This window comes from Luteibacter yeojuensis, assembly GCF_011742875.1.
GTDB lineage: Bacteria > Pseudomonadota > Gammaproteobacteria > Xanthomonadales > Rhodanobacteraceae > Luteibacter > Luteibacter yeojuensis.
The window spans coordinates 1,880,495-1,905,365 of record NZ_JAAQTL010000001.1 but is presented as its reverse complement, the minus strand read 5'-3'; the positions used below and the strand labels follow the sequence as shown (position 1 = coordinate 1,905,365).

The 24,871-nt window shown below is 67.5% G+C and carries 21 protein-coding genes; 14 read left to right on the top strand and 7 right to left on the bottom strand.

Annotated elements, in window-relative coordinates:
• Window positions 1-7: 7 nt before the first annotated feature.
• Entirely contained in the window at window positions 8-1,171 is a 1,164-nt protein-coding gene (locus tag HBF32_RS08780) for a PilT/PilU family type 4a pilus ATPase (RefSeq protein ID WP_166699281.1), read from the top strand.
• Between the two features lie 152 nt (window positions 1,172-1,323).
• On the opposite strand, the gene HBF32_RS08775 is transcribed toward HBF32_RS08780, so the two are convergent.
• The 5 genes from HBF32_RS08775 to HBF32_RS08755 form a co-directional block, all read right to left on the bottom strand.
• Window positions 1,324-1,686 (bottom strand): BON domain-containing protein, encoded by a 363-nt coding sequence (locus HBF32_RS08775; protein WP_166699280.1) that lies wholly within the window; start codon window positions 1,684-1,686, stop codon window positions 1,324-1,326.
• Window positions 1,687-1,881: 195 nt separating this feature from the next.
• Window positions 1,882-3,630 (bottom strand): hypothetical protein, encoded by a 1,749-nt coding sequence (locus HBF32_RS08770; RefSeq protein ID WP_166699279.1) that lies wholly within the window; start codon window positions 3,628-3,630, stop codon window positions 1,882-1,884.
• A 103-nt stretch (window positions 3,631-3,733) separates the two neighbouring features.
• The gene (locus HBF32_RS08765; protein WP_166699278.1) at window positions 3,734-4,660 is read right to left on the bottom strand and encodes an aspartate carbamoyltransferase catalytic subunit; all 927 of its coding nucleotides are present in this window, start codon (window positions 4,658-4,660) and stop codon (window positions 3,734-3,736) included.
• Window positions 4,661-4,706: 46 nt separating this feature from the next.
• A complete protein-coding gene (gene ruvX / locus HBF32_RS08760) occupies window positions 4,707-5,126 on the bottom strand; it encodes a Holliday junction resolvase RuvX (protein ID WP_166699277.1) in 420 nt (139 codons plus the stop codon).
• Window positions 5,127-5,139: 13 nt separating this feature from the next.
• Window positions 5,140-5,706, bottom strand: coding sequence for a YqgE/AlgH family protein (locus tag HBF32_RS08755; RefSeq protein WP_166699276.1), 567 nt, complete (start codon window positions 5,704-5,706; stop codon window positions 5,140-5,142).
• A gap of 92 nt (window positions 5,707-5,798) precedes the next feature.
• Between HBF32_RS08755 and HBF32_RS08750 the strand changes: the two genes are divergently transcribed.
• Window positions 5,799-6,122: a hypothetical protein gene (locus HBF32_RS08750; protein ID WP_205287727.1), complete on the top strand. Its 324-nt coding sequence runs from the start codon at window positions 5,799-5,801 to the stop codon at window positions 6,120-6,122.
• A gap of 122 nt (window positions 6,123-6,244) precedes the next feature.
• Here the strand turns inward: HBF32_RS08750 and HBF32_RS08745 are convergent, their stop codons facing one another.
• Window positions 6,245-7,105 (bottom strand): energy transducer TonB, encoded by an 861-nt coding sequence (locus tag HBF32_RS08745; RefSeq protein WP_166699275.1) that lies wholly within the window; start codon window positions 7,103-7,105, stop codon window positions 6,245-6,247.
• The gene (gene gshB / locus HBF32_RS08740) at window positions 7,102-8,043 is read right to left on the bottom strand and encodes a glutathione synthase (RefSeq protein ID WP_166699274.1); all 942 of its coding nucleotides are present in this window, start codon (window positions 8,041-8,043) and stop codon (window positions 7,102-7,104) included. Before gshB ends, HBF32_RS08745 begins: the two co-directional genes overlap by 4 nt.
• 312 nt (window positions 8,044-8,355) lie before the next feature.
• On the opposite strand from gshB, the gene pilG reads away from it, so the two are divergent.
• The 12 genes from pilG (at window position 8,356) to HBF32_RS08680 (ending at window position 24,868) form a co-directional block, all read left to right on the top strand.
• The gene (gene pilG, locus HBF32_RS08735; protein WP_166700483.1) at window positions 8,356-8,712 is read left to right on the top strand and encodes a twitching motility response regulator PilG; all 357 of its coding nucleotides are present in this window, start codon (window positions 8,356-8,358) and stop codon (window positions 8,710-8,712) included.
• Between the two features lie 36 nt (window positions 8,713-8,748).
• Window positions 8,749-9,123 carry a response regulator gene (locus tag HBF32_RS08730; RefSeq protein WP_166699273.1) on the top strand — a complete coding sequence of 125 codons (375 nt, stop codon included), beginning with the start codon at window positions 8,749-8,751 and terminating at the stop codon, window positions 9,121-9,123.
• Window positions 9,124-9,130: 7 nt separating this feature from the next.
• Window positions 9,131-9,676, top strand: coding sequence for a chemotaxis protein CheW (locus HBF32_RS08725; RefSeq protein ID WP_166699272.1), 546 nt, complete (start codon window positions 9,131-9,133; stop codon window positions 9,674-9,676).
• A 144-nt stretch (window positions 9,677-9,820) separates the two neighbouring features.
• Window positions 9,821-11,854 carry a methyl-accepting chemotaxis protein gene (locus HBF32_RS08720; RefSeq protein ID WP_166699271.1) on the top strand — a complete coding sequence of 678 codons (2,034 nt, stop codon included), beginning with the start codon at window positions 9,821-9,823 and terminating at the stop codon, window positions 11,852-11,854.
• A 4-nt stretch (window positions 11,855-11,858) separates the two neighbouring features.
• The gene (locus HBF32_RS08715; RefSeq protein WP_166699270.1) at window positions 11,859-18,062 is read left to right on the top strand and encodes an Hpt domain-containing protein; all 6,204 of its coding nucleotides are present in this window, start codon (window positions 11,859-11,861) and stop codon (window positions 18,060-18,062) included.
• Window positions 18,055-19,755, top strand: a complete 1,701-nt coding sequence (locus tag HBF32_RS08710) for a chemotaxis protein CheB (RefSeq protein WP_166699269.1) — start codon at window positions 18,055-18,057, stop codon at window positions 19,753-19,755. The genes HBF32_RS08715 and HBF32_RS08710 overlap by 8 nt, the downstream gene beginning before the upstream one ends.
• Window positions 19,752-20,222: a chemotaxis protein CheW gene (locus HBF32_RS08705; protein ID WP_166699268.1), complete on the top strand. Its 471-nt coding sequence runs from the start codon at window positions 19,752-19,754 to the stop codon at window positions 20,220-20,222. Before HBF32_RS08710 ends, HBF32_RS08705 begins: the two co-directional genes overlap by 4 nt.
• A gap of 226 nt (window positions 20,223-20,448) precedes the next feature.
• Window positions 20,449-20,646, top strand: coding sequence for a hemin uptake protein HemP (gene hemP, locus HBF32_RS08700; protein WP_166699267.1), 198 nt, complete (start codon window positions 20,449-20,451; stop codon window positions 20,644-20,646).
• Window positions 20,647-20,734: 88 nt separating this feature from the next.
• Complete coding sequence (locus tag HBF32_RS08695) at window positions 20,735-21,295, top strand: hypothetical protein (protein WP_166699266.1); 561 nt, start codon at window positions 20,735-20,737, stop codon at window positions 21,293-21,295.
• A 233-nt stretch (window positions 21,296-21,528) separates the two neighbouring features.
• Complete coding sequence (locus HBF32_RS08690) at window positions 21,529-22,806, top strand: efflux RND transporter periplasmic adaptor subunit (RefSeq protein WP_166699265.1); 1,278 nt, start codon at window positions 21,529-21,531, stop codon at window positions 22,804-22,806.
• A gap of 14 nt (window positions 22,807-22,820) precedes the next feature.
• Window positions 22,821-23,531, top strand: a complete 711-nt coding sequence (locus HBF32_RS08685; RefSeq protein WP_166699264.1) for an ABC transporter ATP-binding protein — start codon at window positions 22,821-22,823, stop codon at window positions 23,529-23,531.
• A 29-nt stretch (window positions 23,532-23,560) separates the two neighbouring features.
• Complete coding sequence (locus HBF32_RS08680) at window positions 23,561-24,868, top strand: ABC transporter permease (RefSeq protein WP_166699263.1); 1,308 nt, start codon at window positions 23,561-23,563, stop codon at window positions 24,866-24,868.
• The last annotated feature ends 3 nt before the right edge of the window (window positions 24,869-24,871 follow it).

Genomic DNA, 24,871 nt, shown 5'->3' with positions numbered 1-24,871 from the left:
ACAGGCCATGAGCGACTTCGATTTCACTTCCTTCCTCAAGCTGATGGTGCACAAGCAGGCCTCCGACCTGTTCATCACCGCCGGCGTCGCGCCCTCCATCAAGGTGCAGGGTCGTATCGTGCCGATCACGCAGAGCCCGCTGTCCGCGCAGCAGTCGCGCGACATGGTGCTGAACGTCATGACGCCCGCGCAGCGCGAGGAGTTCGAAAAGACCCACGAGTGCCAGTTCGCCATCAGCGCCTCGGGCATCGGCCGCTTCCGCGTTTCGTGCTTCTACCAGCGCAACTGCGTGGGCATGGTGCTGCGCCGGATCGAGTCGAAGATCCCGACGCCGGAGGAACTCAGCCTGCCGCCGGTCATCAAGCAACTGGCGATGACCAAGCGCGGCATCATCATCTTCGTGGGCGGCACGGGCACGGGTAAATCCACCTCGCTCGCCTCGATGATCGGCTACCGCAACCAGAATTCGACGGGCCACATCATCACGATCGAGGACCCGATCGAATACGTGCACAAGCACGAGGGCTGCATCATCACCCAGCGCGAGCTCGGTATCGACACCGACAGCTGGGAAAACGCACTGAAGAACACGTTGCGCCAGGCCCCGGACGTGATCATGATCGGCGAAGTGCGTACCCGCGAGACGATGGAACACGCCATCAACTTCTCGGAAACAGGCCACCTCTGCCTGTGCACGCTGCACGCGAACAACGCCAACCAGGCGCTCGACCGCATCCTGCATTTCTTCCCGGAAGACCGCCGCCAGCAGCTCTTCATGGATCTGTCCCTGAACCTCAAGGGCATCGTGGCGCAGCAGCTCATCCCCACGCCCGACGGCAAGGCGCGTCGCGTGGCGGTGGAAGTGCTGCTCGGTACGCCGCTCGCCCAGGACTACATCCGCCAGGGCGAGATTCACAAGCTCAAGGAGCTGATGCGCGATTCCAACCAGCTTGGCATGCGCACCTTCGACCAGAGCCTGGTGGAGCTCTACCACGCGGGCGAGATCTCCTACGAGGACGCCCTCCGCCACGCCGACAGTTCCAACGAGGTCCGCCTCCGCATCAAGCTGGCCCAGGGCGGCGACGCGCACACGCTGTCGCAGGGGTTGGAAGGCGTGGAGATCGACAAGAGCAACGACCGCAATACCTTTGGCGGCATGCTGCATCGTTGATCGGGTGGCACCCTCCCTGTAGGAGCCGCTGTGTAGTGGCGAGGACACGCTTGCCGGCGTGTCGCGAGGTTTCCTCGCCGCTATAGCGGCTCCTACGGGGCGAAAAAAAGGGAGCCGCTAGGCTCCCTCTTCTTCCGACGCTTCTAAGCGCTTTACTTGGCCGCGGCCGACACGGTCAGCCCGCTGGCGTCGACGCTCTTCACGCCCTTGACGCTCTTGGCGACCTTCTCCGCCTTGCTCTTCTCGGCGGCGGTGGCGACGGTGCCGGTCAGGGTCACCATGCCGTCCTTCGTGTCGACGCTGATGTCGGTGGCCTTGACGTTCTTCGTCGTGGCGAATTCGGACTTCACCTTCGTGGTGATCCAGGCATCGTCGGCCTTGCCGGCGACGGTCTGGTTATCGCCCTTCGACATCGCGGCGGAGTCCTGCGCATACACCTGCGCGAAGGGAGCCGCGCCGAGACCGGCGACGAGGGCGGCGGCGAACAGGGCCTTACGGAGGTTGGCGTGGTTCATGGTGTGACTCCTTTGTCTCGCACTGAATGGGTCTGGCGATGGCGCCACGCGCTGTGGCGGCCGTTTCGCGGGACTCATGGAAACAGCGCATCCGTGAACGATTCGTGCCGGAAAAGTACGGGCGTTCAGCTTCGTCAAGACACATGAAAAAAGGCGCTCCGGAGAGCGCCCTTTCCTTCACACGATGCGCGCGTCTTATTTGTACTCGACGGCGCCGGAGATCACGAGGCCCTTGTCCTCCACATGCGCCTCGCCCGACACCTGCACGATACGCGCGGCTTGCGCCTTCATCGCATCGAACTGCATCTTCGAACGCTCGGCGGCGGAAGCCTGCGCGGCCTGGTCTTCCGGGGCGCCGTCGGCACCCGCGGCTTCGGCCATGGAGCTGGCATAAGCCTGTGCCTTTTCGGCCATCACGTCGACCCACATGCGGTACATGTCGCCGTTAAGGTGCATGCGGCCGAGACGGCCGGCATCGCCGATGGCGCCCATCAGCATCTCGTCGAGCTTGCCGTCCTCGCCATCGCCCACGCCGATCGCGATGGCCTGGCCGTTCATCGCCGCCCAGCCCGGCATGCCGAGCATGGCGGTGATGTTCTGCGGGAGCGGTGCCGGCTTGCCGTCGCCGGCAAGCTTGAAGTCGCCGCCGAGCATCGCCTGGCCCATGGCGAGCAGCCCGGCCGGATTGCGCGTGCCCAGGAGCACGCGGCCGGTGAACGTGGGCATCTGCTGTCCGCCCACGGCGGGCTTGAACGAATCCAGGACAATGCGCACGCCGCGGATGTCGCCGAACGGCGGGATGGCCGCCTGCTGCATGGTCGAACCGAGCTTCGCGAAGCTGTCGTTCATGGCGACGAAGGCCGGGCACTCGAACGGCTTGGCCGCCACGGCATCGGACTGCGCGGTGAAGAACGTACGGATCTGTTCCATCGGCAGCGCGAGGCTGACGTCGAACGGACCGGAGGCTTCGTTGCCGAGGCCCGGCAGTTCGACCTTCAGGCCGGAGAAGGCCTTGGCGATGTCGTCGGCCAGCGCGACGTCGACACGCTGTTCCTGGTGGCGCATGTCGAGGCGGGTGTAGCCGAAGCTGAGCGAGGGCACGCGTGCGGCGATGCGGTTGGCCTCGGTGACGCAGCTCGGCGGCGGTACCGGCACGGGTTCGCCGGTCTTGGCCGACTGGTGCTTCAGGAAGGTGGCGAACAGCGGATCCTTGCCGGTGGCGACGAGCGGCAGCAGGCGGACGAGGTCGACCTGGCCGACCGCGTAATCCTTGTAGCCCTTGTCCTTCGCGAGGTCCGCGAGGCGGCCGTCCTCCTGCAGGCTCTTCTCGGGGCGATCGACGCCCAGCGCCTGGCGGATCGCCGGCTGGGCGGCGTCGGCGGGAAGCAGCGACACCACAGCCTGCTTGCCGACAGTGGCGATGACCAACTGCAGGCCCGAGTCGGACAGGGTGGTGTGACGGTAGGCCTGGCCACCCGCATCGCCGGTTTCGAGCTTCTTGCCGTAGGCCGTTTCGATGCGGCCCACGAAGGCTTCCCAGGCAGCCGGATCGGCGAGGGCCACGCGGGCGACCGGGCTCAGGCCGACACCGTAGATCGCGGAGCCGGTCTTGATGTCCAGGCCCATGTTCTTGAGGGCCGCTTCCGCGGTCTTCCCGTCGAATTCGGCGGCGAAAGCCTTGAGCAGGCGGGCGCCTTCGGCGTTGCCCCGGGTTTCCAGGTCCTGGGCGAGGGACTTCATCTGCGCGACTTCGCCGGGCAGCTCGCTGTTGGCCTGCACAAGCATTGCCTCGTAGGCATCGTCGTCGAGCTTGTCCAGGTTCGCCAGCACGTAAGGCGTGTCGGCCGGCACGAAGGCCAGCGGCGCGTCCTTGTCCTTGTGGCCACAGGCCGCCAGCAAAACGCTGGCGACGCCGAGCGCGAGAAGTCGCTTCGTCGGTCGCATCTTGTATCCCATTGTCCGGTTTGGTCCCTTGGTCCGGCCATTATGCCGGAACCGTGGGAGCTGAAGGCGGCCCCGTGGCGGGGCAGCGCAAATTCTTGCGGTCTTACCGGCCCATGACCTCGGCCAGGACGGCCATGCGCACGAACACGCCGTTGCCGACTTGCTCGAGGATGCGCGACTGCGCGCCATCGGCGACGTCGGGCGCGATTTCGATACCGCGGTTGATCGGGCCGGGGTGCATCACCAGGCAGCCCTTGGCGGCGCGGGCGAGGCGGCGGCAGTCGAGTCCGAAGCGTTCGAAGTAGGCGGCTTCGTCGGGAAGGTCGGTCGACGCCATGCGTTCTTTCTGCAGGCGCAGCATGATGACCGCGTGGGCGCCCTCGATCGCCGCGTCGAAGTCGTCGTGGTACGTCACGCCTTCCAGCTCGCCTTCGGCCGGGAGCAGCGAGGAGGGGCCGACGATGCGGACATCCTTCGCACCCAGTGCGGTGAACGCATGCACGTCGGACCGGGCCACGCGCGAATGGCGCACGTCGCCGCAGATGACGATGCGCAGCTTGCGGAAGTCCGGGTGGTGGTTGCGGATGGTCAGCGCGTCCAGGAGGCCCTGGGTGGGATGGGCGCGGTTGCCGTCGCCGGCGTTCACCACCGCGACGCCGCTCATCGCATGGCGTACGAGGGATTCGGGCGTGCCCGACTCCTTGTGCCGGACCACGATGGTGTCCAGGTGCATCGCCTCCAGCGTGTGCAGGGTGTCGAACAACTCCTCGCCCTTGGCGGTGGAAGAAAATCCGATATCGAAATTGATCACGTCCGCACCCAGCCGGCGCGCGGCCAGTTCGAACGAGGTGCGCGTACGCGTGGAGGGCTCGAAGAACAGGTTGAGCACCGTGCGGCCCCCGAGCAGGTCCAGCTTGCGGGTGCCGTGCGCGGTGGCCTCGCGCATGCTGTTGGCGCGGTCGAGCAGGCGTTCGATGGCTTCGCGCGGGAGGTTCTCGAGGGTGGTCAGATGGCGCAGGCGGTGTGACATGACTTCCTCAAGGTGGATGGAGAAAACGAAAGGGAGCGTTCGGCGATCATGCCTGCACGAGGTACGACTCGAGGATCACGGCCGCGGCCTCCGCGTCGATCGACTTCGCATCGGATCGCTTGCGCGTGCCCGCGGCCCGGCCCGCGGCGAAGCGGCGAGCCGCTTCCTGCGAACTCATGCGCTCGTCGGCGAAGGCGACGGGAAGGGCATAACGCTCGCCGAGGCGTTCGGCAAAGCGGCGCGCCGTGCGCGTCATCGGCTGCTCCTTGCCTTCATTGTCGAGCGGAAGGCCCACCACCAGCTCGGCCGGAAGCCATTCGCGGCGCAGCGTATCCAGGGCGGTCCAGTCCGGTTCGCCGTCGCGCACGGGCACGGCGGCCAGGGCGCGGGCGGTACCGGTAAGCCGGTTGCCGACGGCGACGCCGACGATCTTCGTCCCGACGTCGAAGCCGAACAGGCAGCTCATCGTACGGGGCGGCTCAGGCGTGGCCGGCGTAGCCGGTCAACTGGGAAGGGTCGTGTACGCCGAGCTTGCGCGCGGCGGCCAGCCAGCGTTCGTCGATGGGCGTGTCGAAGACGATGTGTTCGTCCGCACGCGTGGTGAGCCAGGCGTTGTCCATCACTTCCTGCTCGAGTTGACCGGCGTCCCACCCCGCGTAGCCGAGCGTGACCACGGCACGGCGCGGGCCTTCGCCCGCGGCCATCGCCACGAGGATGTCGCGCGAGGTCGTGACCGACCAATCCTCGTTCACGCGGTAGCTCGAATCCCAGTTGCCTGGTTCGCGATGGAGCACGAAGCCGCGCTCCTGCTGGACGGGGCCGCCGATGAGCACGGGGGAGTCGGCGATCTCGGGGTCGTCGCACGCCAGCTTCATCTGGGCCAGTACGTCGCCCAGGCGGTATTCGGAAATCTGGTTGATCAGCAGGCCGACGGCTCCGTCCTCGCCATGCTGGCAAAGGAACGCCACGCCGCGCGCGAACGGTGGCTCGGCCAGCGAGGGCATCGCAATGAGGAACTGACCCGCGAAAGTGTTGGCGATCGTCATGGCTGCATTGTAGCCGCTACGACCCTGAGCCGTGTGCGAACGTTCAGTGCATTCCGGGTACCGTCGGCATTCCGCCACAAGGAATGCAGCAAATGTCCAAGCTTATGTTTGCAAAGGGTTTCGCGATCGTCGCCATGGGTTTCGCGACCACCGCGTGGGCGTCGACGCCGGGCGCCTGGAAGGACTACGACCAACGGCTGACGAAGGCCTGCGTCGCCGCCAGCGGACTGAGGGACGCGAAGCCCGTGGGCGGCCCCATCCACTACGACGACCGCGTGCCCGTCACGGCGCTGGTGCTGGCCGGACGTTATCCACAGAAGCACATGAAGAACCGGCCCGGCCGCGAACTGTGCGTCTGGGACCGCAAGGCCGGAAAAGCCTATGTGAGCGAGGCGGACCAACTGCTGCCGTTGTAGGAGCCGCTATAGCGGCGAGAAGCCGACAAGGCGGTGAAGCGGTGAGGCAAGGTTCCCTCGCCGCTATAGCGGCTCCTACAGGAGTCGGCCGCGCCGCCGCCGATATCGATCGCGCCGCCCGATCAGTAATTTCTCAGGACATTCCCCGGCAGGAACTGCCACGTGCGCGTGATGTACAGCTCGTCCACCCGGTTCTTGTCCGCCGGCAAGGCCGGGAAGGGCGCGGCGAGGCGGACGATCCGCTGCGCGGCGTCGTCCAGTACCTTGTGGCCCGAACTCTTGATGACGTCCATGCTCTTGATCGAGCCGTCGCGGTTGAGGCCCACCGTGAGCACCAGTTCCCCGTACAGCTCCTGGCGGCGGGCCTCGTCGGGATAGTTCAGGTTGCCCACGCGCTCCACGCGGCCGACCCAGCCCTTCATATAGGCGGCGTAGACGTATTCCCGGGTGTTCGAGGAGATGAATTTCTTCTTGGGGCGCTTCGCGTACGCCTGCGACTGCTCGCGCACCTCGGCGGCGAGCCGGGCCATTTCCATCCGTCGCTGCACTTCCTGGTCCGATTCGGGCAGGGGGCGTTCCTTCCGTTCGGTCTGCTCCCGCGTGGTATCCACCGTGAAGGCCGTCTCGCCCGAGCTGGTCAGGAGCTGGCTCGGCGTCGCCTCGCGCGGGGCAGGCGCCTGGGCGTCCTTCGGCTCCGCGGCGAGGCTGTGCTGCGGCGTCGGCAGCAGGCCCGAGACGGGCTCGGACGGACGTGCCGCCTTGTCCTTGTCACCACCGCCCGCGTTGTTCGCCTGGGCCAGGAAGTCGGCCTTGTCCGGCTGCTCCTGGTTGGCGACGTCCACGAGGGTCACGTCCAGCGTGGGCACGCTGGGCCGTGGCTTCTCCGCCTCGAAGGTGATGCCGAGGATGACGATGCCATGCAGGAGCAGCGAGAACAGCAAGGTCGCGCCGAACAGGTCGGCGCCGGTGGTGCGGGTCGTCATCGGGCCTCGATCGCGTCGAACAGCAGCCCGGCGATGTTAATGCCGAACCGGGCGTCCAGTTCGCGCAGGCCCGTCGGAGATGTGACGTTGATCTCGGTCAGGTAGTCGCCGATGACGTCCAGCCCCACGAAGCGCAGCCCGCGGCGGATCAGCTCCGGGGCGACCTGGGCGGCGATCCATCGGTCGCGGTCGGAGAGCGGGATGCCCTCGCCGCGGCCGCCGGCGGCCAGGTTGCCGCGGAACTCGTCGCCCTGGGGGATGCGGGCGAGGGCATACGGCACCGGCTCGCCGTCGATCAGCAGGATGCGCTTGTCGCCGGCGGTGATCTCGGGGATGTACTTCTGCACGACGGTGAAGTTCCGGCCGCCGGCGAGCATCGTCTCCAGCATGGAATTCAGGTTCGTGTCGCCGGCCCTCACCCGGAAGATGCCGCGCCCGCCCATGCCGTCCAGCGGCTTCAGCACCACCTCGCCGTGCTCGGCCACGAACGCCTTCAGCTCGCCGGCGTCGCGCGAGACCAGGGTGGGCACGATGCACTGCGGAAAATCGAGCGAGAACAGCTTCTCGTTGCAGTCGCGTAGCGAACGGGGGTCGTTCACCACCTTGCAGCCGGCCCGCTGGGCGCGCTCGAGCACCATGGTGTCGTAGATGAACTGCGCATCCACCGGCGGGTCCTTGCGGGCCAGCACGATGTCCACCTCCGCCAGAGGGCGCCACTGGGGATCGCCGAGGGTGAACCAGCCGGACGGATCCTCCGTCACCGTCAAGGGGCGGAGACGGGCCCAGGCCTCGCCGTTTCGCATCGCCAGATCGCCCTGTTCCATGTACAGGAGGGCGTGGCCGCGGCGGGAGGCCTCGAGGAGGAGGGCGAAGGTGGTGTCCTTGGCGATCTTGATGGATCGGATCGGGTCCATCAGGACGGCGACGGAGAGTGTCATGCGGGAACGTCCGGCAGGCAGGAAAGGTGCCAAGTCTAGTGAACGCGGCCCCGGATTGGGACGGCGGCGACCTGGGGAATGATCGCTTAAGAACAATTCATCTTGACGGCGCCACGGCCAACCATTAAACAGCGGTCGGTAGGACCGCCAAAGAGCGGGCCGCCGGGGCCACCGGTCCCGGACAACGACCTGGCGCACGGAATAGTCGGCCGAAACCGGCTATCCTGCGACGGTATTTGCGGTTTTTTTTCGTGGTACGGGGGCGCAGTGAACGAAAACGGACGCGGTAACGACCTGACCGGGTTACGGGTCATGGTCATCGACGATTCCAAAACCATCCGACGCACGGCGGAGACCCTGCTGAAGAAGGAAGGCTGCGACGTACTGACCGCCGTGGACGGGTTCGAGGCCCTCGCCAAGATCTCCGACCAGAAGCCGAACATCATCTTCGTCGACATCATGATGCCGCGCCTCGACGGGTATCAGACCTGCGCGCTGATCAAGAACAACGCGCAGTTCCGGGGCACGCCGGTCATCATGCTCTCGTCGAAGGACGGCCTGTTCGACAAGGCGCGCGGCCGCATCGTCGGTGCCGAGCAATACCTCACCAAGCCTTTCACCCGCGACGAGCTGCTCGGCGCGATCCACCGGTACGCGAAGGCGAGCTGACCGGACACTTACGCAAGACGACGTCCAGGGGGACGTGTGGCAAACATTCTCATCATCGACGACTCGCCCACCGATGTCCGCGTGTTCACCACGCTGCTCGAGAAGGCGGGTTTTTCCGTTTCCAGCGTCGACAACGCCGAGGCTGGGCTCGACCGCATCAAGGCGAACAAGCCGGACCTGGTGATCATGGACGTGATCATGCCGGGCATGAACGGCTTCCAGGCCACGCGCACGCTGAGCCGCGACCCGAACACGGCCGACGTGCCGGTGGTGATGATCACCACCAAGTCCATGGAGACCGACAGGGTGTGGGGCCTGCGCCAGGGCGCGAAAGCCTTCATCACCAAGCCGGTGAACGAGAAGGAGCTGCTCTCGACCATCGCCAGCCTCCTGCCGAACACGACGCATTGAGGACGCCATGAGCGAGAACGCGGCACTCACGCCTTTCGAACTTCTCGCCCACTACGAGCGGGCGTGCCTCGCGCACTCCGCCGACGCGCCCGAGCGCGTGGAGTCGCTGGGCCTCTGGCGCGGCATCGGTTTCCGCGTGGGGCGCCACGCCTTCGTCAGCGGCATCGAGGAGATCAACGAACTGCTGGCCGTTCCGCCGCTGACCAACGTGCCGGGCACACAGCCCTGGCTGATGGGCGTGGCCAACGTGCGCGGCAACCTGGTGCCCGCGATCGACCTGGGCCGGTTCCTGTTCGACGAGCGCACGCCGGCGTCGGAGCGTGCCCGCCTGCTGCTGGTGCGCCAGCACGGCGGCACCGTGGGCTTGCTGGTGGACGAAGTGTTCGGCCAGCGTACGATGGACGACGCCCAGCGGGGCGCCGGCGAAGAAGAACACGATCCGCGGCTGGCACGTTTCGTCGCGGAGAACGTGCAGCTCGGCGAGCAGACGTTCGGACTTTTCAGCATGAGCCGTCTGGTTCGTGCGCCGGATTTTCGGCAGGCGGCGCTTTAAGCGCCTCCATAGGGGGAGGGGACGGCCGCGTGGCCGCCCCTTACAGGATGGGTGGGGGCGGCTTGGCCGGCCTCGCGATGGGAACGGAGGGGCGGTCCGCGGGCCGCTTCGTCATTGCTTTGCCAGGTTTGGGTGAGGTGGGATATGAGCACGACAGCAGGCGGCGCAGGCCGGGAACGTGGTTACACGATCGTCATCGTGTTCCTGCTCCTGGCGATCGGTTTGGCGTCGGTCGACTTCTGGTGGCTGAACAACAAGAACGGCGAGGATCGCGAAGCCATCGCGCTCACGACCCAGGTGCAGGTGCTTTCGCAGCAGACCGCGAAGTACGCGCTCGAGGCGTCGGACGGCAACCGCGACTCCTTCCGCGAACTGGCGGCCACGAGGAACACGATCGATTCGGCCGTGCAGCGCCTGGTGAAGGGCGACGAGAAGACCGGCATGCCGGCCTACGCCGACGGCAACCTGACCAACGCAGGCCGCTCCGTGGGGGCTCTGTCCAACGCCTGGCACCAGCTGGACGCGGACATCGGCAAGATCCTCTCGAACAAGGACCTGGTCCTGTCCTCGGGTGAACGCGCCGACCTCTTCTCCAAGCAGATGCCGCTGCTGAACGCCCGCACCGACGAGGTCCTGAACATCGTCCAGCAGAAGAACGCCTCGGTGGAGCAGACCTTTACCCTGGCCCGCTGGATGCTCATGGCCGACCGCATGATCCGCCGCGTGCAGGAGATCCTGCAGGGCGGCGACGCCGCGCAGTCGGCGGCCGACGGCCTGTCCCGCGACGCGCAGCTGTACGGTGCGGTGCTCAAGGGCCTGATCGACGGCAACCCCGATGGCGGCGTGCGCGCCATCAGCGACGGCAACGCGCGCAAGATCCTCGAAGGCATGCAGACCTCCTGGGGCGACCTGGTGGACCCGGTGAACCAGCTGGTCACCGCGTCGCCGAACCTGCAGGACGTGAAGCGCGCCGGCAACCAGGCCTCGCTCGATTCGCAGACCGTGCTGCTCCGCGCGAACGAGTCCGCCGACCAGATCGCCAGGCTGCCGCTGACCCGCCTGTTCCCGAACGTCTGGTGGGGCTTGCTCGGTGCCATCGGCGCGGTCCTGTTCGCGCTGCTGCTGGTCTACAACCTGGTGCGCGACCAGCGCCGCCGCTTCGAGACCACGTCCGAACTCAACCAGCGTAACCAGACCGCGATCATGCGGTTGCTGGACGAGATGGGCACGCTCGCCGAAGGCGACCTGACCATCAAGGCGACGGTGACCGAGGACATCACGGGCGCCATCGCGGACGCCATGAACTCCGCCGTGGACGAGATGCGCAACCTCGTGACCACGATCAACGAGACCGCGGTGCGCGTCTCGGCGGCGGCGCAGGAAACCCAGGCCACCGCCATGCACCTCGCCGACGCGGCGGAGCAGCAGGCGCAGCAGATCACCTCGGCCACCTCAGCGATCAACCAGATCGCGACCTCGATGGACACGGTGTCGAAGGATTCCGCCGAATCCGCCGACGTGGCGCAGCGCTCGGTGCAGATCGCGTCGCGTGGCGCCGAAGTGGTGCGCGAGACGATCCAGGGCATGGATTCCATCCGCGACCAGATCCAGGAAACCTCCAAGCGCATCAAGCGCCTGGGCGAGTCGTCGCAGGAGATCGGCTCGATCGTGGAACTCATCAACGACATTGCCGAACAGACCAATATCCTCGCCTTGAACGCGGCCATCCAGGCGGCGTCGGCCGGCGAGGCGGGCCGCGGTTTCGCGGTGGTGGCGGACGAAGTGCAGCGCCTCGCCGAACGCTCGGCGAGCGCGACGAAGCGTATCGAGACCCTGGTCCAGACGATTCAGTCCGATACCAACGAGGCCGTCAGCTCGATGGAACAGACCACCGCGGAAGTGGTGGCCGGTGCCCGCCTGGCCGAGGACGCCGGTACGGCGCTGGGCGACATCGAGCGCGTCTCGAACGACCTCTCGGCGCTGATTCAGAACATCTCGGCGGCGGCACGCCAGCAGTCCGCCGCGGCGACCGACACCTCGGCGACGATGAACGTCATCCAGGAGATCACCTCGCAGACGTCGCTGGGCGCGAGCCAGACGGCCGAGTCGATCGGCAACCTGGCCCAGCTCGCGAACGACCTGCGCCTGTCCGTCGCGAACTTCAAGCTGCCGGGCTAACGCAGTGAGACTTCAAGACCATACCGATTTCACCACGCTGCACTGGGTCAAGGCCGAGCTCGACGACGCCTTGTCCAAGGCGCGCCAGGCCCTCGAGTCGTACGTCGAGGATTCGCGGGACGCCTATGTCATGCACACCTGCGCCGCGGACCTGCACCAGGTCCACGGCACGCTGCGTATGGTCGAGCTGTACGGGGCAGCGATGGTCGTCGGCGAGATGGAGCAGCTGGTCGCCGCGCTGATCGACGACCGCGTGGCCCAGCGCGACGATGCCTATGCGGCGCTGATGCGCGGCATGATGCAGATGCCCGATTACCTCGAGCGCCTGCAGAGCGGCCACCGCGACGTTCCCATCGTGCTGCTGCCGCTGCTCAACGACCTGCGCGCGAGCCGCGGCGAGCAGTCGCTGCACGAGTCCGCGCTGTTCACGCCGAACCTGGACACCATGCTGCCGGCCACGGCACCGGGTGCGAACGATCCGGCGGCCGCCGAAGCGCAGCGCGGCGAACTCGCCGAACTGCGCGTGCGCTTCCAGCAGCAGCTGCTCTCGTGGTTCCGCGGCCAGGGCAACGAGCGCCAGCTGCTCGGCATGCGCGCCACGCTCGACAGCATCGCCGCGCGTTGTTACACCATCGCCGGCCGCCGCCTGTGGTGGATCGCCGCGGGCGTGCTCGAAGGCCTGGAGCGCGGCGTCCTGCGCGCACACGATAAGGACGTCCGTCAGCTGATCGGCCGCGTGGACCGCTCGATCCGCGAGCTGGTCGACGGCGGCGAGGAAGCCCTGCTCAACGGCGATGCGGACGAACTCGCGCGCAAGCTTCTGTATTACGTGGCCCAGGCCAAGCCAGGCAGCGAGCGTATCGAGGAACTGCGCCAGACCTATCGCCTCGAAGGCCTGCTGCCGCAAGCCTCGGAAGTGGAGCACGCACGCGGCTCGATGTCGGGTCACAACCGTGCCCTGCTCGATACCGTGTCGGCCGCGATCAAGGACGACCTGCTGCGCGTGAAGGAATCGCTCGACCTGTTCCTGCGCCGTCCCGACGGCGATCCGGCCCAGCTGGGCCAGCAGACCGAGGTGCTCGACCGCGTCGGCGACACGCTGGGTATGCTGGCCCTCGGCGTGCCGCGCCGCGTCGTCGGCGAACAGCGCCGGATCCTCGGCGAGATCGCCACGGGGACGCGCGCGCCTGACGAGGAGTCGCTGCTCGACGTCGCCGGCGCGCTGCTCTACGTCGAAGCGTCGCTCGACGACCACATCGAACGCCTGGGTGCCGACGGCGAAGCGCCGGCACCGAGCGACCTCGGCCCGTCGCCGCTGCCGCGCAGCGAGGCGCGCCACATCCTTTCCACCCTGATGCGCGAAGCGACGGCCAACACCGCGAAGGTGAAGGACGCCATCGTCGGCTTCGTCGAATCGTCGTGGGACCACGAACAGCTCGCCGGTGCCCCCGAGCAGATGGCGGAGATCGGCGGCGCGATGCGCATGCTCGGTGCCGGTCGTCCGGCCGAACTCGCCGATGGCATCGGCCTGTTCATCCACCGCGAACTGCTCGGCGACCGCCGCGTGCCGAACGGCACGCAGATGGATCGCCTCGCCGACGCGCTGGCCGCGCTCGAGTACTACCTCGAGGCGGCGCGCGAGCATCGCGGCGGCCTGGAGCACATCCTCGACGTCACCCAGCAGAGCCTGGCCGAACTCGGCTACTGGCCCGTGCCGGTCGATGCCGGGGAAGGAGAGGAAGCGCTCGGCGATGCCGCGCTCGAGGACATCGAGGCGGCTGCCATCGAACACATCGCTGTGCCCGCGACCAGTACCGACCCTGGCGAGACCGTCGCCAGTTTCGCCGACAGTTTCGACCTCGTGGACGAAGCGCCCGCGGAGGAAGACGCCGCCATCGCCGCGGCGACATCCGCTCCCGTCGTCGAGGAGGCATCCGCCTCCCCGGCCGCCGAGGATGACTGGGTGGAGATCGAGGAAGAAATCGAACAGGACGTCGGCGGTGCCGGCATGGCCGAGTTCGCCGGCTTCCAGATCACGGTCGACGGCATCGACGACGAGATCCGCGAGATTTTCCTGGAGGAAACCGAGGAAGAGATCGGCAACCTCCGTGCCGCGCTGGGCCACTGGCTCGCCGACCCGGAGCGCGGCGACGCACTGGTGCCGATCCGCCGCTCGTTCCATACCCTGAAGGGCTCCGGCAGGCTGGTCGGCGCGCGCCTCCTGGGCGAGTTCTCCTGGAAGGTGGAGAACATGCTCAACCGCGTGCTCGACGGCTCCATTGCCTCGCACGAGGGTGTGCAGGCGCTGGTCCGCCACGCCGTCGACGCGCTGCCGCAGCTGAAGGCGGCGCTGGAAGGCGACGCCACGCCGGCCGCGCCGATCGCCGCGATCATGGAAACGGCCGATCGCCTGGCGATGGGCGACATGGCGTTCGTCGAGGACGTGGCGCGCAACTCCATCCATCGCGTGCGCAGCAAGGTCAAGCGCCGCGTGCCGCGCGACACCATCGCGGCGGTCCCGACCGCCGGTTTCGCCGCTTACGGCCAGGCCCCGGCGGAAACGCCGGAAGCTCCCGCGGCGATCGAGTCCGCGCCGGCCGAGCCGGCCGCACCGGTGGAGGCCGCCGAACCCGCCTACGTCGCTCCGCCGTTACCGCCAGTCGACGCGGTGCTGCTCGACATCCTCCGTGCGGAAGTGGCGCAGTACCTCACCGTGATCCGCGCGAACCTCGCGATGACGGGCGACGGCGAGCTGCCGGTGGACGACGGGCTGTTGCGCGCGGTGCATACGTTGCACGGCGCGATCGGCATGGTCGACATCCCCGTGCTGATCCAGGTGTTGGCGCCGCTGGAAGGCCTGATCAAGCGCGTGCGCGCCACCGGCCTGCCGTTGAGGCGGGAGGGCGTCGCCGTGCTTACCGAGGCGGCCGATCTCGTCGACCACGTCATGGACCAGTTCGACGCACCCGATCCGCGGGTGCCGGACGTGGTGGGGCTTGCCGCGCGCATCGCCGCATTGCGCGACGAACAGCCGGAAGCGACGGTCGCCCACATCCTCTACGAACCCGACCCGATGCCGCTCGACGACGAGCTGGCACTCGATGCCGAAGAGGACGCGGTGGCGTCCGTGCCGGCCTTCGAGGACGAACAGGCCTACCTGCCCGAGCAGCCGGTGGAAGCGAGCATTCCTTCGCTGGACGAGCAGCTGATCGCCGACGAGCTCGCGGAAGAGGGTGACTTGCCGGGCATCGAGCAGGTGCCGGTGGAACCGATCGCGTCCAGCGACGAATTCACCGCCGAACTGCTGGCCTCGCTCGAGGATTTCGGGATAGAGAAACCCGAGGTGGAGAAGCCCGAGGGCGACGTCCGGCCGATCCTCCAGTACGACGCCGAGGAAGATGCCGCATGGCGGTCGCTGCTCGGCGAGCTCGAGGGTGCCGCGTCGCCGGCACCCGCCGAAGACGAGGCGCTGCCGCAGCCGATGTCTCGCGACGGCGAGGTGTTGCACGTCGACGACGGGCTGGTGGATTTCGCTTCGGAGGACGCCGGGAACGACGACGAGTCCGCTTCCGCGGAGTCGGTCGAGGTGGCCGCGGAGCCGGTCGAGTTGTCCCCGGAGCCGATCGAGTTGTCTGCGGAATCGGTCGAACCGCCTGCGGCGTCTGACGAGTTCCTTGCGGCGTCCGAGCCGCCGGCGCTCGCGGACGAACCCGTCCAGATCGAGGACCAGTCGCACGAGCCTGTCGCGCCGCCGGTGCATACGCCGGTCGAAGAGCCTGTGCCGTCCCTGGTGCCGGAGCTGTCGCCGTACGCCGATATCGATCCGGACCTGCTCGAAGTGTTCGTCGAGGAAGGCCGCGAGATCCTGGACCATGCGGACGCCGCGCTTGCCGCCTGGCGCGCCGAGCCCGAGCAGCCGGAGCACGTCGCCGCCCTGCAGCGCGACCTGCACACCCTGAAGGGCAGCGCGCGCATGGCCGGTATCTCCGCGGTCGGCGACCTTTCGCACGCGATGGAAGCGCTGCTCGACGCGGTGGCCGGTGGCCAGCGCGAGAGCGACCGTCCCGCCATCGAGGCGACGGAGGTCGGTTTCGATCGTCTGCACGGCATGGTGCAGTCCATTGCCATGGGCAAGCCGATCGCGCTCGCCGACGCCGATATCGAGCCGTTCGCGCGCCTCGCCGGCTCGCCGATCGCACCGGACACGCTCACGGCCGAGGCCTATCGCGAGGAGCGCGAGGCCGCGATCATCGAACACGCGCCCGCGCCCGTGTTCGAACCGCTGCCCGAACCCGAGGCGGAGCCCGTGCTCGAACGCGATCTTCCGGAACTCCTGCCGGAGTTCGAGGAAGAGGAGCTCCAGCGCGCGTCGCAGGAACAGATCCGTGTTCGCGCCGACATGCTCGACACGCTGGTGAACCACGCCGGCGAGGTGTCGATCTATCGTTCGCGCCTGGAACAGCAGACCGCCAGCTTCCGTTCGGCGCTCACCGAGCACGAGCAGACGGTCAGCCGCCTGCGCAGCCAGCTGCGCATGCTCGAGATCGAAACCGAGGCGCAGATCATCGCGCGCTACCACCAGGAGCACCGCGACACCGGCCTGTCGAACTTCGACCCGCTGGAACTCGACCGCTTCTCGCAGTTGCAGCAGTACTCGCGAGCGCTGGCCGAGTCGGTGTCCGACCTTGTCTCGCTGCAGACGATCCTGGACGAGCTGACCCGCCAGTCCGAGAATCTCCTGCTCCAGCAGCAGCGGGTGAACGCGGAGCTGCAGGAAGGCCTCATGCAGACGCGCATGCTGCCGTTCGACGCCATGGTGCCGAACCTGCGCCGCACGCTGCGCCAGGCGGCGTCCGACGTCGGCAAGCGCGCGCAGCTGGTGGTGGAGGGCGCCAACGGCGAAATGGACCGCAACATGCTCGACCGCATCAAGGCGCCGTTCGAGCACATGCTGCGCAACGCCGTGGCGCACGGCATCGAGACGCCGGACGCACGCGAAGCCGCGGGCAAGAATCCGGAAGGCACGGTGCGCATCCAGGTGGCCCGCGAAGCCACCGAGATCGTGGTGCGCCTGTCCGACGACGGCGGCGGCATGGACCGCGACGCGATCCGCGCCAAGGCCATCGAGCGCGGCCTGCTGCGTCCCGATGCGCGCGTGTCCGACGACCAGATCTTCCAGCTCACCCAGGTGCCGGGCTTCTCCACCGCCGAAAAGGTCACCCAGGTGGCCGGTCGCGGCGTGGGCATGGACGTGGTGGCGAACGAGATCAAGCAGCTCGGCGGCACGCTCGGCATCGAATCGCAGAAGGGCCGCGGCACCACCTTCGTCATGCGCCTGCCGTTCACCCTTGCGGTGACCCAGGCCCTGATCGTGCGCATCGGCGAAACCAACTTCGCGATCCCGATGACCTCGGTGCACGGCGTAGCCCGCATGGCGCCGAACGAACTGGCCCATCGCATGGCCGACGCCAACCCCGCCTTCGATTACCTGGGCGAGGAATACGGCATCCACGACCTGCCGCAGCTGTTGGGCGTGCACGTGGTCTCGTCGCCGGACGAAGGAGACATCCCGCTGCTGCTCGCGCGCTCGGGCGACCTGCGTGCCGCGATCCGCGTCGACGCCGTGCTCGGCTCCCGCGAAATCGTGGTGAAGCCGGTCGGTCCGCAGGTGAGCTCGGTGCCGGGCATCCTCGGTGCGACGATCATGGGCGATGGTTCGGTGCTGATGATCCTCGACCTCGCCCCGCTGGTCCGCCACGGTGTGGCGCGCCGCGCGTTCGAGGCCGAGTCGCAGATGCCGCATGCGCCGCGCGCGCAGGACGAGGTGCGCGTGAAGCCTCTGGTGATGGTGGTCGACGATTCGATCACCATGCGCAAGGTCACCGGCCGCGTGCTCGAGCGCCACGAGTTCGAGGTGATGACGGCGAAGGACGGCGTGGATGCGCTCGAGAAACTCAACGAGCGCGTGCCCGACCTGATGCTGCTCGACATCGAGATGCCGCGCATGGACGGGTACGAGCTGGCGACGCAGATGAAGGCGGAGGAGCGCCTGGCCGGGGTGCCGATCATCATGATCACGTCCCGTACCGGCGACAAGCATCGCCAGCGCGCCTTCGACATCGGCGTGGACCGTTACATCGGCAAGCCGTACCAGGAGAACGACCTCATCGTGCAGATCAACGACGTGCTCGGAGTTCATCATGGCTGATCGCGAGGCGACGGTCGCGCTGCTGTTCGACGATGCCAGCCTTTCCGCGGACCTGCGGGAAGCGCTCGTCGCCCAGGGCGCGCGGATCGTCTACGAATCGGACCTGCGTTCGTTCGCGCCGGCGGAACTCGTCGGCTCCTCGGCCGACGTGGTCGTGGTCGACCTGGACAATCCGGCCGACGACGACCTGGACCGGCTCTACGACACCGTCGAGGGCGGGCATCCGCGCCTCGTGTTCAACGACGCGGATGCGAGCCGCAAGCTCGAGGGCTGGGACCGTGCCCGCTGGGCGCGCCACCTGGCCGCGAAGCTGATCGGCGAGATGGCGCTCGATCCGCCGCGTCCCGAAGACGCGCGCGCCATCGAGCCGCGTGTCGCCGCGCTCGCGGGCATCGCGGCACCGGCCGAGGAAAGCTTCGACGAACCGCTCGTCGACGACCTGGCGATCACGGGAAGCCACGGCTATCCGGAAACCCCGATGCCGGCGGTCGACACGGTCGCGGTGGACGTAGCGCCGTCCGTGGCCGAAGGCGTCGACGACGAACTGAGTTTCTCCACGCCGTTGGCCGACGACGCCGACGGCGACGGCGGCAACGCCGATCCATCCGAACAGGCCGCGGAGCTCGAAGCCCTGCTTGCCGATTCCGGTCCGCTGGCGGAGGACGATCTGGAATCGGTGCCGTCCGCGCCGGTCCAGCTCACCGAACTCGCCTCGCTCGACCTCTCCGGTTTCGAAGTCGTCGAGGAAACGCCGGCACCGGAGGCTCAGCCCGAGGAAGGATTCGACGCGGGCCGTCTCAGCCTCACGTCGTTGGAGGACGGATTGCCCGGCGCCGCGCAGGAAGGCACGCCTTCCGTGCAGATCGAGTCGCGCGCCACCGAGTACGTGCCGCCACCCGTGCCCGAATGGGACCTGGTCGACCACGACACGATGGCGGTCGAACCGGTGCCGCGTCCCGAGCCGGCCGAATTCGGCATCCAGACGATGAGTGCGGCCGAGTACCTCGCGCACGACGTGGTGGACGACGGTAGCCACGGTTTCGAAGCGGGCCTCACCCTGGAACTGGTGTCCATCGAGGAAGCGATCGCTCCGCGTACGGACGGCGACTTCAGCCACGAGATGTTCCTCGAGGCGGCGCCCCGCGCCGTGCGTCGCGTCATCGCGCTCGCCGGCGCCGAGGAAAGCGAGGCGTCGATCGCCGCGTTCCTCGCCGCGCTTCCGGCGCGCGTGCCCGGCGTGCTGCTGGTGGTAGCCCATCACGACGATACCCAGGCATTCGCGGCGCGCCTCGGCCGGGCGCGGGTCGCGACCGACGGCAGTCATGCCGTGCACGGCGACTGCGTCGTCGTGCCGCGTGGCGCGCACGTGCAGATCCGCCGCGACGGCAGCGTCACGGTGCGCGAGGACGGCACCGCCTCGAGCGCGAACGGACCGTCGATCGACGGCATCCTCAGCACGCTCGCCGGCGGCTTCGGTGCCGACGCGCTGGCCATCGTCTTCGCCGGCCGCGGCAATGACGCGGTGGCGGGCTCCCAGGCGGTCTACGACGCAGGTGGCCGCGTATGGGTCGAGACGGTACCGCCGGATCTCGAGGCGGGCCATATGGTGGCCGGCATCCGCGAGGAGCGGGTGGCCGACTACGCAGGCGACGTTCGCGCGCTGGCACAGAAACTGATCGAGGAATTCCCATGAGCGAGCCGTTACCGCGCGAAATTCGCTGCGTCCTGATTCCCAGCGGTGGCGTCCGCCTGTTGCTTCCCAATGCCGCGGTGGCCGAAGTCATCACTCTGGCGGGTGTGGAACCGGTGGCCGACGCGCCGTCGTGGCTGCTGGGCCAGATCGCCTGGCGCGGCTGGAGCATTCCGCTGCTGAGCTTCGACCACGTGGCCAGCCTGCCGGAAGACGCCCCGCCGCAGGCTGCGCGCGTCGCGGTGCTGAAGTCCGTGGGCCACAATCCGTCGATGCCTTACCTCGCCGTGCTCACCCACGGCTTCCCGCGCCTGACCACGCTGAACGCGGAACTCCTGCTCCCCACCCACGACGGCCACGACCTCCCGTTCGGCGTCCGCGCCCGCGTCCTCGTCCGCGACGACACGGCGGTGATCCCGGATCTGGAGCAGCTGGAAAGCACGCTGACGGACATGCTGGCCGCTGCCTGATCCCGTGGCTCCTGCGCAGGCAGGGGCCCAGCGACTTACGCTCCGGTTGTCCTGCGCGCCGCATCCGTGTTTCGTGGTCGCTTCGTAGGGTGGGCTCGCCTGTCGGCCTCGCGTTCGGCGCCCGCACCGCGACGGCGAGGTGCCCACCGATCTTTGTGTCGATGCTTGACTCGCAATTGAGAATCATTATCATCAACTCCGCACCCCAACCCGCGGAGTCCCGACCATGCTGCTTCGAACGCTCCCCCTGGCCGACAACGGCGGCCGCGACAAGATCGTGCCGCTTCGCGCCACCCCGGTGGCTGCCCGGCGCGTGGCAAGCAAGAACCTGCTCGACGGTTCGCGTGAACTCGTCATCGAGCACCAGGGCAGCGAATACCACCTGCGGTTGACCCGCAACGACAAGCTCATTCTCACGAAGTAAGCGTCACTTTCTCCCCGACGCCAAGCCACGCGGGTCTCCCCAGGCCGCCCAGCCAGGCATCCCTCGGTCGTCCGTCTCGGGAGACGCCATGTTCGGTTGGCTCGAATCCTTCGGCGTGCAATCGCGCGCCCGCTCCACTGCCACCACACGCTGGCTGGCCCTGTCGCCGCGCACGCTGTTCGAAGGCCTGGGCCAGCTGGGCGGCTTGCTCTACCTTGCGCCGCGCCATGCCGTGGCACCGGACGTCGTCGACGCGTCGGGCTGTCTCGTCGAATCGGCCGAACTGGCACCGTTGCTTGGCACGCGGTATGTCGGCGTGACGTGCGCGGTGACCGCGGAAGGGCCGCGCGAGTGGATCGATTGCGTGAACGGGCAGGGCGACACGGTCGGCCGCGTCTACCTGCTGCCGGACACCGACTACCTCGCGTGGGATGGCCTGTTCGCCGGTGCGCTGCCTTCCGAGCCGCCGTCCTGCCGCACGCCCGACCGCGAGTGGCTGCGGGCTTCACGCGCGCGGGTGCTCTGCTTCACGCGGCGTCGCATGGCCGGTTTCACTGTGCTGGGCGTCCGCGAGGCGCCGATTTCCTCGCTGGGTCATGGCGTGGCCCGCGATATAGCCGTCTCGGAGTCGGTGGCGATTTCGATCTGATCTGTAGGAGCCGCTATAGCGGCGAGGGCAACCTGCGGTGGTGTCGCGAGGTTTCCTCGCCGCTGTAGCGGCTCCTACAGGGCAGGTGTCCGGAGGCTGCGGTGTCCGGACACTTTGTCCGCGGACACACTCTCCGGCCCTGCGTGCCGGAACTATGCCACTGATCTAAAAGTGTTTTCCCGGTTGGCACGGCACTTGCTCCCTTTCCCGGCAAGTAGACCAGGGAATCCACCATGATCCGTGATACCTCCGCCCAGGACCGTCTCGTCGAAGTCCGCCCGAGCCGCAGCCGCAACCGCAAGCTCCTCCTCATTGGCGGCGGTGTGGCCGTCGTGGCCCTCATCGCCCTGGCCGCGCCGCGCGTGTCCACGATGTTCTCGGCGGACACCTCGGTGAGTGCCTCGCGCCTGAACTTCGCCACCGTGACGCGCGGCCCCTTCGTCCGCGACATCGCCGCCGAGGGCAAGGTGGTGGCGGCGGTGAGCCCCACGATGTATGCCACTTCCGCGGGCGCGGTCGTGCTGAAGGTGCATGCGGGCGATGTGGTGAAGAAGGGCCAGGTGCTCGCGGTCATCACCAGCCCGGAACTGACCAGCAAGCTGGCCCAGGAGAAGTCCGCCGCGGACGCGATGGAGGTGGATTACCTGCGCGCGCAGATCGACGCCAAGAAGAAGCGTTCCGAACTCCAGAAGGCGTACGACAACGCCACCATCGACCAGACCGCCGCCGAGCGCGACCTGAACCGCTACGAGAGTGCCTACGGCAAGGGCGCGGTGCCGCAGGCCGATGTCGATAAAGCGAAGTCCACGCTCGACAAGGCGCAGATCACGGCCAAGCACGCGAAGACCGATCTCGCGATGGACAACGACAGTCTCACTTTCGACGTGCAGTCGAAGAAGCTGGCCCACGATCGCCAGGTCTACCTGGTGCAGGATCTCGAGCGCCAGGTGGAAGACCTCAACGTGAAATCCCCCGTGGACGGCCAGGTGGGCCAGCTGTTCATCGCCGAGCGCGCCACCGTCGCGAAGGACGCCCAGCTACTCAGCGTCATCGACCTCTCCGCGCTGGAAGTGGAGATGAAGGTGCCGGAAAGCTTCGCCCGCGATCTCGCCATCGGCATGCCGGGCGAGATCAGCGGCAACGGCAAGACCTGGAACGGCAAGGTCAGTGCCGTGTCGCCCGAAGTGGTGAACGGCGAGGTTGCCGCCCGCCTGCGCTTCGACGGCGATACGCCCAAGCAGCTGCGCCAGAGCCAGCGCCTGTCGGTGCGCATCCTGATGGACAAGCGCGACAACGTGCTCACCGTGCAGCGCGGTTCCTTCGTGGACGAAAGCGCGGGCCGCTATGCCTACGTGGTGAACGACGGCATGGCCGATCGCCGCGACATCCGTGTCGGTGCGAGCAGCATCGACAAGGTCGAAATCCTTGATGGCCTGAAGGAGGGCGACAAGATCGTCATCTCCGGTGCCGACACCTTCGGCGACGCGAAACACGTCGCCATCAGCCGCTGACAGAGGGAAAAACCATGCTCAAGATGACCCATCTCGCCAAGGTCTACCGCACGGAAGTCGTCGAGACCTACGCCTTGCGCGACTTCAACATCGACGTGAAGGAGGGCGAGTTCGTCGCCGTGACCGGTCCCTCGGGTTCGGGCAAGACCACCTTCCTGACCATCGCCGGCCTCCTGGAAACCTTCACCGGCGGCCATTACCACCTCGATGGCGTGGAAGTGAGCCAGCTGGACGACAACGCGCGCTCGCGTATCCGCAACGAGAAGATCGGCTTCATCTTCCAGGCCTTCAACCTGATTCCCGACCTCAACGTGTTCGACAACGTGGAAGTGCCGCTGCGCTATCGCGGCATGAAGGCGGCCGAGCGCAAACAGCGCATCATGGACGCGCTGGAGCGCGTGGGTCTGGCCTCGCGCGCCAAGCACTATCCGGCGGAACTCTCCGGCGGCCAGCAGCAGCGCGTCGCCATCGCCCGCGCACTGGCCGGCTCGCCGCGCCTGCTCCTGGCGGACGAACCGACCGGTAACCTGGACACGCAGATGGCCCGCGGCGTGATGGAACTGCTCGAAGAGATCCATCGCGAAGGCGCCACCATCGTCATGGTCACCCACGATCCGGAACTGGCGGCCCGCGCGCAGCGCAACGTCCACGTGATCGACGGCCAGGTGGTGGACCTCGCGGAAGAACCGCGCTTCCACGCGCACGCCCACACCGCCCATTCCTGATCGAAGCCGTTCCACCTCCGGGGGCATCCATGTTCAGTTACTACCTTCAACTCGGCCTGCGCAGCCTGCGCCGCAATCCGATGCTCACCGCGCTGATGGTGATGGCCATCGGGTTCGGCGTGGCGGCGTCGATGACCACTTACTCGGTGTTCCGCGCGACGTCGCGCGATCCGATCCCGCAGAAGTCCGACGTGCTCTACAACGTGCAGATCGATAACTGGGGTCCGGAGAACACCCAGAACGGCGAACCGCCGCCGGCGTTGAGCTACAAGGATGCGACGGCGCTGCTGCGCGCGCACAAGGCGAAGCGCCAGACGGTGACCTATCCGATCGGCGTTTCGGCGATCCCGGACGATCCGTCCCGTCTGCCCATACGCCAGGGCGCGTATGCGACGGGCGCCGACTTCTTCCCGATGTTCGACGTGCCATTCCTGCAGGGGCGCGCGTGGAGCCTCGAAGACGACGACAGGCACGCCGACGTGGCCGTCATCAGCAAGTCGCTCAACGACAAGCTGTTCAACGGTGGCCAGAGCGTGGGCAAGCAGATCAATCTCGACGGGCATCTCTTCCGGATCACCGGCGTGATCAAGGACTGGGCGCCGCAGCCGCTGTTCTTCGACGTGCCAAACACCCAGGGTTTCGACGACGGTGCCTCGGTCTACGTACCGTTCAACCGCGCGGTGGACCTCAAGCTGCCGAACAACGGCAATAACAACTGCGTGAAGGACCCGGGCGAGGGCTGGGAGAATTACCTGCGCTCGGAATGCATCTGGCTGTCCCTGTGGGCCGAGCTGCCGAGCAAGGCCGAAGCGCAAACCTATCGCGAGTACCTGACGGGATACGCCGCCGAGATGCAGCGCTCCGGGCGGTTCAGCTGGGCGCCGAACGTCAAGCTGCGCGACGTGATGGAGTGGCTGTCGGTGCAGAAGGTCGTGCCCCGCGAGTCGCAGGTGTCGCTGCTCGTGTCGCTCGGCTTCCTGATCATCTGCCTGGTGAACACGGTCGGCCTGCTGCTTGCCAAGTTCCTGCGTCGTGCGCCCGAGATCGGCGTTCGGCGTGCCCTTGGTGCGTCGCGCCGCGACATCTACACGCAATTCCTGATCGAAGCGGGAACGATAGGCATCGCGGGTGGCGTGCTGGGCCTGCTACTCACCGGCCTCGGCGTACTCGGCGTTGGCCTGGTCTTCCCCGAGGAGATCGCGAGACTCGCCACGCTGGACCCGACCCTGATGGCGCTCACGCTGGTGGTGGCGATCTCCGCATCGGTCATCGCCGCGTTCTATCCCACCTGGCGCGCCGCGCAAGTGCAGCCCGCCTGGCAGCTGAAGTCGAACTGAGGA

Excerpts from the sequence above, each read along its gene's own strand:
- ruvX (WP_166699277.1), bottom strand. The coding sequence starts at position 5,126 with ATGAGCTGCCTGTTCGGCTTCGACGTCGGGACGAAGATCGTCGGCGTC.
- pilG (WP_166700483.1), top strand. The coding sequence starts at position 8,356 with ATGGTCATCGACGATTCCAAAACCATCCGACGCACGGCGGAGACCCTG.
- HBF32_RS08755 (WP_166699276.1), bottom strand. The coding sequence starts at position 5,706 with ATGACGATCGCCAACACTTTCGCGGGTCAGTTCCTCATTGCGATGCCC.
- HBF32_RS08710 (WP_166699269.1), top strand. The coding sequence starts at position 18,055 with ATGGCTGATCGCGAGGCGACGGTCGCGCTGCTGTTCGACGATGCCAGC.
- HBF32_RS08745 (WP_166699275.1), bottom strand. The coding sequence starts at position 7,105 with ATGACGACCCGCACCACCGGCGCCGACCTGTTCGGCGCGACCTTGCTG.
- HBF32_RS08765 (WP_166699278.1), bottom strand. The coding sequence starts at position 4,660 with ATGTCACACCGCCTGCGCCATCTGACCACCCTCGAGAACCTCCCGCGC.
- HBF32_RS08780 (WP_166699281.1), top strand. The coding sequence starts at position 8 with ATGAGCGACTTCGATTTCACTTCCTTCCTCAAGCTGATGGTGCACAAG.
- HBF32_RS08705 (WP_166699268.1), top strand. The coding sequence starts at position 19,752 with ATGAGCGAGCCGTTACCGCGCGAAATTCGCTGCGTCCTGATTCCCAGC.
- HBF32_RS08725 (WP_166699272.1), top strand. The coding sequence starts at position 9,131 with ATGAGCGAGAACGCGGCACTCACGCCTTTCGAACTTCTCGCCCACTAC.
- HBF32_RS08685 (WP_166699264.1), top strand. The coding sequence starts at position 22,821 with ATGCTCAAGATGACCCATCTCGCCAAGGTCTACCGCACGGAAGTCGTC.
- HBF32_RS08695 (WP_166699266.1), top strand. The coding sequence starts at position 20,735 with ATGTTCGGTTGGCTCGAATCCTTCGGCGTGCAATCGCGCGCCCGCTCC.
- HBF32_RS08775 (WP_166699280.1), bottom strand. The coding sequence starts at position 1,686 with ATGAACCACGCCAACCTCCGTAAGGCCCTGTTCGCCGCCGCCCTCGTC.
- HBF32_RS08720 (WP_166699271.1), top strand. The coding sequence starts at position 9,821 with ATGAGCACGACAGCAGGCGGCGCAGGCCGGGAACGTGGTTACACGATC.
- HBF32_RS08690 (WP_166699265.1), top strand. The coding sequence starts at position 21,529 with ATGATCCGTGATACCTCCGCCCAGGACCGTCTCGTCGAAGTCCGCCCG.
- gshB (WP_166699274.1), bottom strand. The coding sequence starts at position 8,043 with ATGACACTCTCCGTCGCCGTCCTGATGGACCCGATCCGATCCATCAAG.
- HBF32_RS08770 (WP_166699279.1), bottom strand. The coding sequence starts at position 3,630 with ATGCGACCGACGAAGCGACTTCTCGCGCTCGGCGTCGCCAGCGTTTTG.
- hemP (WP_166699267.1), top strand. The coding sequence starts at position 20,449 with ATGCTGCTTCGAACGCTCCCCCTGGCCGACAACGGCGGCCGCGACAAG.
- HBF32_RS08680 (WP_166699263.1), top strand. The coding sequence starts at position 23,561 with ATGTTCAGTTACTACCTTCAACTCGGCCTGCGCAGCCTGCGCCGCAAT.
- HBF32_RS08750 (WP_205287727.1), top strand. The coding sequence starts at position 5,799 with ATGTCCAAGCTTATGTTTGCAAAGGGTTTCGCGATCGTCGCCATGGGT.